Here is an 8,685-nt window from a genome sequence, read left to right on the forward strand (position 1 = left end):
GCAATTATTTACGAGGGTAGCATGACACATATCGACCAGATTCAAGTGACCAAACGCGATGGACGTTTAGAGCCTATTGATTTAGATAAAATCCATAAAGTTATCGAGTGGGCAGCTCACAAGTTAGATAATGTGTCGGTATCACAAGTTGAGCTAAAGTCGCATATTCAGTTTTATGAAGGTATCAAGACTCGTGATATCCATGAGACTATTATTAAGTCTGCTGCTGACTTGATATCAGAATCTACTCCTGATTATCAGTATCTAGCCGCACGTTTGGCTATCTTCCATCTGCGCAAAATCGCTTATAACAAATTTACCCCACCGCATTTATATGACCAAGTCAAAACCTTAACTGATGCTGGTAAATATGATGCCCATATTCTAGCTGATTATAGCCGTGAAGAGTTCGATGAGCTTAATGACTATATCGATCACTGGCGTGATATGAATTTGGCTTATGCTGCTGTTGAGCAAATGGCTGGTAAATACTTAGTGCAAGATCGAGTCACTAAGACTGTATATGAGAGCCCGCAATTCTTGTATGTGCTAGTAGGTATGTGTCTGTTCGCTAGCTACGATAGAGCTGAGCGTATGGACTATGTGAAGCGTTTTTATGATGCCACCTCACAGTTTAAGATCTCGCTACCTACGCCGATTATGTCTGGTGTGCGCACCCCATCACGTCAGTTTAGCTCTTGCGTACTGATTGAATGTGGTGACAGCCTTGACTCTATCAACGCCACTACCAGCGCCATCGTACGCTATGTCTCGCAGCGCGCTGGTATCGGCATCAATGCTGGCCGTATTCGTGCCCTTGGTAGCCCTATCCGTGGCGGCGAAGCTCAACATACTGGCTGTGTGCCTTTTTACAAGCTATTCCAAACTGCGGTAAAATGTTGCTCACAAGGCGGCGTACGTGGCGGTGCAGCTACCCTATTCTATCCGTTATGGCATCTAGAAGTTGAGTCGCTATTAGTCCTGAAGAATAACCGTGGCGTTGAGGACAACCGTGTCCGTCACATGGATTATGGCGTACAGCTAAACAAGACTATGTACACTCGCCTAATCAAAGGCCAAGACATCACTATCTTCTCACCGGGCGATACTCCGGGCTTGTACGATGCGTTCTTTGAAGATCAAGATAAGTTTGAAGAGCTATATAATAAGTATGAGAATGACGAGTCTATTCGTCAGCGTAAGATTCCAGCGACGGAACTGTTCAGCTTAATGATGCAAGAGCGTGCCAGCACTGGTCGTATCTACATTCAAAACGTCGATCATTGCAATACTCATAGCCCGTTTGACCCCACCGTTGCGCCTATCCGTCAGTCCAATCTATGTATGGAGATTGCGCTACCGACTAAGCCACTTGATAACATCAATGACGAAGCAGGCGAAATTGCCCTGTGTACTCTATCAGCGGTTAACTTAGGCAAAGTTGAGCATGTCAGCGATATCGAAGAGCCAGCTGAGCTGATCGTCCGTGCTCTCGATGCGCTGCTCGATTATCAAGACTATCCGGTCAAAGCTGCTGAGAACGGCAGTATGCGTCGCCGTACCTTAGGTGTCGGAGTGATCAACTATGCTTATTACCTTGCTAAGAATGGCGTACGCTATTCAGATGGTTCAGCGTTAGGGTTAACCCACCAGACTTTTGAAGCGCTACAATATTACCTGTTAAAAGCCTCTAATAAATTAGCCAAAGAGCAAGGCGCTTGTCCGGCGTTTAATGAGACCACGTATTCGCAAGGTATCTTACCGATCGATACGTATAAAAAGGATCTGGACAAAATCTGTCAGGAGCCATTGCATCTTGATTGGGAAACCCTGCGTACTGAGATCACTACTCATGGTCTGCGCAACTCGACTTTGACTGCCTTGATGCCGTCTGAGACGTCTAGTCAGATTGCCAACGCTACTAATGGCATCGAGCCACCACGCGGCTTAGTATCTATTAAAGCGTCGAAAGATGGCATCCTCAAGCAAGTGGTGCCTGAGATCGAAAAGCTAGGTAGTCAGTACGAGCTACTATGGCAAATGCCTAACAATGATGGCTATCTAAAATTAGTCGCTATTATGCAAAAGTTCGTTGACCAAAGTATCTCAGCCAATACTAATTATGATCCCACGCATTTTGAGGGCGGTCGTGTGCCGATGAAAGTGCTCCTACAAGACTTGTTGACGGCGTATAAGCTAGGCGTAAAAACTTTGTATTATCACAACACTCGTGATGGTGCCAATGATGCGCAAGCGGATATGGAAGATGATTGTGCTGGTGGGGCTTGTAAAATTTAGGATCTGTAAATTATAGAATGGAGACGTAGGTAATTTAGCAATCAAACCTACGTCTACCTGTATAAATAGGAAAGCATAATATGGAAGTTAATGCTATAAAAATGAGTAATATCAATGACAAAAGAACAATTGTTATATCAAATTGCAAATATCGGATATCTAACTAGTTATGGCCGTGATAAATCTTATTCAACTGTCGACATAACAAGTAAAACATCTACTAGATTCGGCGTTATCGGAGCGTTAATATTCATATTCGGATTAATTTATCCAATTATTAGTAAAGCGCAATTTATAATTGCCTTAGGTGCGACCTTAACAGTCCTAGTCTTATACATAAGCAAATATACAGAACACGATCAATATATAAAATCAGCAAAGGAACTCGAAAGTATTGAGCGTGAATTACAAATGCTATATTTCGAAGTTAAAAATCAGGATAGCGATGCGGATCTAACACTATTAATTAAAAATTTAAAGAGTTTAGATAAGAAGCAAAAAGAAGCAGCGATTGGTAAACAAATTTTCGGAAGTGACCTATATGCTCATCAGAAAACCTTTTGGAATAAAAAAATTAATTCTAAATGGTTTGTTGATGAACTTGAATTAAAGTTAATAGATAAACTACCTTTATCTTTTTTTCTATGTGTTTTTGCTTTTTTAAGCATAGTATTTTTAGGATTCATTACATTCTTCTTGGCGTATTATCTTGTAGAAAGTGGTTATGCTATTTCAATTATAAGTTTTATTAAGGAAGTATGCACATGACTACGGCATCATTGTTTAATCAGTTTATAAAGAATATTCACATAAACAATAGCGATGAAATTTCCGAAAACTATAAAAAAGTTACTAAAGCGTTAAATGACTACTATTATGCGTTAGATAATGACTCTAATAACTGTTACCAAATAGGTTCATATGGTCGCCGAACAGGAATACATGGTATAAGCGATTTAGATATGGCTTTTGAGTTACCTAGAAGTACATATGACAAGTTTAATAATTATTCTGGCTCTGAGCAAAGCTCGCTACTACAAGATGTAAAAAAAGCGCTTCAAGAGGTTTATGAAGATGACAAGGTAAAAGCTGATGGACAAATTGTAGGTGTTAACTTAGATGGTTTTCGTATAGAGGTTCTACCGACTTTTTACCTTGATAAATATGATGATAGTAATTTAGATAAGGATATATATACTTATCCTGATTCAAATGATGGTGGTAGTTGGAAAAAAACTAAACCTAAGAAAGAGATAAGAACAACTAGAGACTTAAATGAAGAATGTATAAATAATACATATCGTCACTTATGTAGAATGATAAGAGCATGGAAAAACAATGTCGGAATTAATTTTTCTGGCCTATGGATAGATACATTAGTTTATAACTTTTTCGTTTCACATTCAGAACATAAAAATAGTAGCTACAAGAGTTACGCTAGCTTAGTAAAAGATTTTTTTAAATACTTATATGATCAATATGAGATTTCTCCAGATAAGAAAATTTGGCGTGCTCCTGGTAGCAACCAAGTAGTCCACGGGTCTTGGCAGGGTCATAGAAAAATTAAAAAAGCTTACCAATTATGTTTGGAGTCACTTGAGGACGAAGAAATAGCGAACGAAAATTGGTCGAAAGTTTTCGGAGTTAGCTTTCCAATAGAAGATGATAAAACTATCTCAGAAAGTTTATTAGTTTTACGTAAAGCACCTGACGAGCAATTTGTTGAATATGTATACAATGGCCATATAGATATAAAAAACTATGTTTCAATTGATTACTCTATAAGTCAAGAGTCCAAGACTTGGAAAACACTTAAGAACTTACTTCCTTCAAGAACTGTTCCAATGAGCCGAACGTTAGAATTCTATATCCACTCAATAGATGTTGAGCCACCATACGAAGTTAAGTGGAAAGTTCGTAATGTTGGTTCTTTGGCAAAAGAAAAAAAACAGCAAAGAGGTAAATTGCAACCCAGTTCATCTGGTAAGCACAAAACTTCTAAACTTGTTGAATCCAGTAATTTTAATGGGGAACATTGGGTAGAATGTTACATTATCAAAAACAACATATGTGTAGCTAGAGATAGAATCTCTGTACCAATTTAGCTGTAGTAATGTAGGGTGGGCCCCGCGCACCATGATAATAAAATTATGTTTGAAAACGTGCGTAGGGTGGGTTAGTTTTTCCAAGGTCTCGCAGAGAATGAAGGTAAAACGTAACCCACCATTTATGAAAGTTTCAAACTGGAGGCGGGTTACGCTTGAGCTAACCCACCTTACAAACCAAGCTCAAAAGGCAAAGTTGTTAAGAAAGACCAACCTTGCTACAACAAGGCTTTTTAGACCTGACTATAGCGGTATCCTGCCAACGCTGATGGCGTTGCAGGCTGTGACTGGGCGTAGTATCGAGGCAACAGGAATGCGACCAGACACCATAGACTGCACGCCAGCGGCTAGGCAGATACAAGCGGTAGGCGGGATTGGCTACTTAAACATCATAATATTAAAGGCATAAATTTTGGCTTTTATAATTAAAATACATACCAATAGATAAAAGAACAGAGGTTATAAACATGAACTATACTGCAATCATTAAAGATGGTGGATTGTTTATCCCTAACGTATTTTCAGACCTAAATGATGGGCAGTCTCATATAGTGGAAGTGGTCGTCGATATCGAAGAAGTTCGTCAACAGTTAAGCTTAAACCAAGACCCTATAAAATCAGCGCCGAAACAGGCGAAAAAACCCGTAAAAAAATCGGGCAAAAAAGAGCTGCAAAAACCAGCAGCAGTAGATACGCTGCGTAAGAATAATATCGATGAATTAGAGTCATTCGATGATGGTGAGTTAAGTGAAATGCTCAAAGCTTATATGAATAATGAACAAGTGCCAGAGCAGATATCTTTGGAGAATTTATAGTTGTTTTTGCAAAATAGTCAAGATCAATGAAAAATGGAAGTTGTGATGAGCTACGAAATTCATGAACAGACAAATATATTGAGTGCAGTAGATATTTCTGAGGAACAAAATGATATAGAGCTGGGTAAAATAGTTGAACTGCGAATGAATGACGAGCAAACACCTACTCGAGTAACACTAGACGATCTATAATAGTATAACCAAAATTTTATTTTTGCTGGGCTAAAACCACAGCCTATAACACCTACTAAACGTATAAAAACAAAGGCCAACCTCATGACTTACTCAATCTTTAATCAAACGCCAAATGATGCTATGAAAGAGCCTATGTTCTTCGGCCAGCCAGTCAATATCGCTCGCTATGACCAACAAAAGCACCCTATCTTTGAGCAGTTGATCGAAAAGCAACTGTCCTTCTTTTGGCGTCCAGAAGAAGTCGATGTCTCAAAAGATCGTATGGACTTTGGCAACTTGTCCTCGCATGAGCAGCATATATTTTTGAGTAATCTAAAGTACCAAACCCTACTCGACTCCATCCAAGGTCGTAGCCCGAATATCGTGTTATTGCCACTAGTATCGATTCCAGAGCTTGAGACTTGGATTGAGACTTGGTCTTTTAGCGAGACTATCCACTCACGCAGCTATACTCATATTATTCGTAATATCGTCAATGACCCAAGCTTAGTGTTCGATGATATTATGAAAAACGAGCATATTCTTGAGCGTGCCTCTGATATTGCCCAGTATTATGATGAGCTGTATCGTAACTCGCAGCTTTATAGCTTGTATGGTGCCGGTACCCATAATATTAATGGTCAGACCGTTACTGTAGATCTTAGATCGCTCAAAAAACAGCTATATCTTTGTATCATGGCGGTTAACGTTTTAGAGGCTATACGTTTTTATGTCTCATTTGCTTGCTCGTTTGCTTTTGCTGAGCGTAAGCTGATGGAAGGTAATGCCAAGATCATCAAGCTAATCGCTCGTGATGAAGCGCTGCACTTGACTGGTACTCAGCATATCCTAAACTTAATGCGTAATGGCCGAGATGACCCAGAGATGGTAGAGATTGCCGCTGAGTGTCATGAGCAAGGTATCGAGATCTTCCGTAAAGCCGCTGAGCAAGAAAAAGAATGGGCAGGTTATCTGTTTAAAGACGGCTCAATGATCGGTCTCAATAGAGATATTCTTTGCCAATATATCGAATACATTACTAACTTACGTATGGAAGCAGTCGGCTTGCCATCAGCGTTCCCGAAATCGAAATCTAATCCTATCCCTTGGATCAATACTTGGTTATCTTCTGATAATGTGCAAGTGGCGCCACAAGAGACAGAGATTAGCTCTTACTTAGTAGGTCAGATTGATTCAGACTTATCTAACAGTGATTTTGATGACTTTGAATTATAAGATTGAGTTATAAAATTCAATTGTAAAAGGCAACGATAAGCCTCAACAGTGAAAATCAGCGATAACCGTCAGCTATAAAGCTTGATTATAAAATCAGGCTTTATCGCAAAGATATAGAATCTATTTATGCACTATAGCTATAGAACTGAGCTTTATAATTGCAGTATAAAAGATACTTTATTTACTCCTTTTTAGTATGCAGGATTCGTTATGACATGGGTGATGACTAGTAAGCGGCAGTTTTACTTGCATGACGATGAGAGCCTGCTAGATGGCTTGCTGCGTACGGGGCACGATGTCAGCTTTCAGTGCCGAGAAGGCTACTGTGGCAGCTGCCGAGTACGGCGTATTGCCAGCTCACATCCGATTGACTATCCGTTTGTGCCTTTGGCAATGATTGAAGACAACGAGATACTGCCCTGCTGCTGCCGAGTACAAGGGGTTATCTATATTAATCATGAATTCATTGATGAATAAAATCAGGCAAACTGCTAGTAGACTTTAATCACTACCGCAAAAACACTAGCCATAAAAAACGCGCTGCCTTTAATAAGGCAGCGCGTTTTTTATGGCTACTACTAGCTTAATATTACTGAGCGACAGCGTCTTGTTCAAATAGCTTTAACAGCTCTTCACGCATTCGGTCACGCTCTTCTTTTGACATCATAGGTCTATTCGCTGACTCGCCATGATAGTTAGGCTGTCCACTCAGACCCTCATTGATGACTATTGGGACTTCCACCACTTGTTGCGCTGGGCGTTCTGTTAGTAACACATCGACTTGGGCATTTTTACCATTACGTAAAATCTGCGTATCCAATGTAGTATTAGGGGGTTTGCGTGCCACATATTGAATAAGACTATTAGCATCAGTCATCTCAACACCATCAATAGTCAAGATGATATCGCCCACTTTTAGACCGCTTTTATCCGCAGGACCTTGTGGAATAACTTTAAGCACTTCAACCCCAGTTGAGGTCTCAAGTTGCGTAGGATCACGTAATTGTGATTGAATCTCGATGCCCAACCAACCACGGCTAACACGACCATCTTTGATCAGCGCATTCATCACTTGCTCAACTAAAGCAGTTGGAATAGCAAAACCTATACCCATCGAGCCACCAGAGCGTGAGAAGATAACTGTATTGATACCAACTAGCTCGCCATTAGCATCGACTAGGGCTCCCCCTGAGTTACCTGGATTGATCGCAGCATCGGTCTGGATAAAGTCCTCAAACTTATTAACTCCTAGACCAGTACGACCAGTCGCTGAAATAATACCTTGGGTGACGGTCTGACCTACCCCAAATGGATTACCAATAGCCAGTGCTAAATCGCCAACCTGAATGGGGGACTCGCGAAAACCTAAAGGCGTAAGCCCTGTCATCTCCACTTTAATAACCGCCAAATCACTATCGGGATCAGTACCGATAACCTTGGCACGACTCTTACGACCATCACTAAAGGCAACTGTAATCTCATCGGCTTTTTCGACTACATGGGCATTAGTGACGATATAACCATCCTTTGAGACGATGACTCCTGAACCTAAGTTAGTGGAGCCTTGATCTTGTTGATTGTTATCTTCGAAATACTGGCGCATCACAGGATCATCTATATAAGGATGCTCAGCCACGGTTTGGGTAGTATAAATATTGACTACCGACTGTGAAGCACGGGCAACCGCATTATGATATGAAGAGATAGGTGCTGAGGTATTATCTGCCGCAACAGGAGCCGAGGCTTGTTGCTCAGCAGCAGTAGTTCTAGGCGGTTCCCAAGTAGCATTCGATGCGCTCTTCATACTCATGAATAACCAAATAAAACCAGCGATCATGATTAGCAATAACATCCAAGGTAACCACTTCCAAAAAGAAGCCTTATTCTTGGTATTAGGCAATGACGACATAAATGACCTCTATAAAGTTATACCCCACTCTCAACTTCGAAAGTGATTGAAAAAAGAAGAGCACCTCACTAATCTATTGTTTTCGACCAAGAATACAATGGAGTTGTGAGATGCCCATAGACGAATTTATCATCAATATCTATTTAAT

Annotated in this window: 8 protein-coding genes; 7 read left to right on the top strand and 1 reads right to left on the bottom strand. The window is 40.4% G+C overall.

The window, feature by feature from the left end:
- Positions 1–21: 21 nt before the first annotated feature.
- From nrdA to yfaE, 7 genes are all read left to right on the top strand, one after another.
- Positions 22–2,298 carry a class 1a ribonucleoside-diphosphate reductase subunit alpha gene (gene nrdA / locus JMY09_RS11660; RefSeq protein WP_201623767.1) on the top strand — a complete coding sequence of 759 codons (2,277 nt, stop codon included), beginning with the start codon at positions 22–24 and terminating at the stop codon, positions 2,296–2,298.
- A gap of 114 nt (positions 2,299–2,412) precedes the next feature.
- Entirely contained in the window at positions 2,413–3,066 is a 654-nt protein-coding gene (locus JMY09_RS11665) for an SLATT domain-containing protein (protein WP_201623768.1), read from the top strand.
- Complete coding sequence (locus JMY09_RS11670) at positions 3,063–4,403, top strand: SMODS domain-containing nucleotidyltransferase (protein WP_201623769.1); 1,341 nt, start codon at positions 3,063–3,065, stop codon at positions 4,401–4,403. Before JMY09_RS11665 ends, JMY09_RS11670 begins: the two co-directional genes overlap by 4 nt.
- Positions 4,404–4,870: 467 nt before the next feature.
- On the top strand, positions 4,871–5,218 hold the full coding sequence (locus tag JMY09_RS11675) for a hypothetical protein (protein WP_201623770.1): 348 nt from the start codon (positions 4,871–4,873) through the stop codon (positions 5,216–5,218).
- A gap of 45 nt (positions 5,219–5,263) precedes the next feature.
- Positions 5,264–5,410 carry a hypothetical protein gene (locus JMY09_RS11680; RefSeq protein WP_201623771.1) on the top strand — a complete coding sequence of 49 codons (147 nt, stop codon included), beginning with the start codon at positions 5,264–5,266 and terminating at the stop codon, positions 5,408–5,410.
- Between the two features lie 84 nt (positions 5,411–5,494).
- A complete protein-coding gene (gene nrdB / locus JMY09_RS11685; RefSeq protein ID WP_201623772.1) occupies positions 5,495–6,628 on the top strand; it encodes a class Ia ribonucleoside-diphosphate reductase subunit beta in 1,134 nt (377 codons plus the stop codon).
- Between the two features lie 210 nt (positions 6,629–6,838).
- Positions 6,839–7,105: a class I ribonucleotide reductase maintenance protein YfaE gene (yfaE, locus tag JMY09_RS11690; RefSeq protein ID WP_201623773.1), complete on the top strand. Its 267-nt coding sequence runs from the start codon at positions 6,839–6,841 to the stop codon at positions 7,103–7,105.
- A 112-nt stretch (positions 7,106–7,217) separates the two neighbouring features.
- Here yfaE and JMY09_RS11695 read toward each other — a convergent pair whose 3' ends face one another.
- Entirely contained in the window at positions 7,218–8,537 is a 1,320-nt protein-coding gene (locus tag JMY09_RS11695) for a S1C family serine protease (protein ID WP_201623774.1), read from the bottom strand.
- Between the last annotated feature and the right edge of the window lie 148 nt (positions 8,538–8,685).

Origin of the sequence: Psychrobacter urativorans (assembly GCF_904846695.1) — a bacterium.
Taxonomy (GTDB): Bacteria; Pseudomonadota; Gammaproteobacteria; order Pseudomonadales; family Moraxellaceae; genus Psychrobacter; species Psychrobacter urativorans.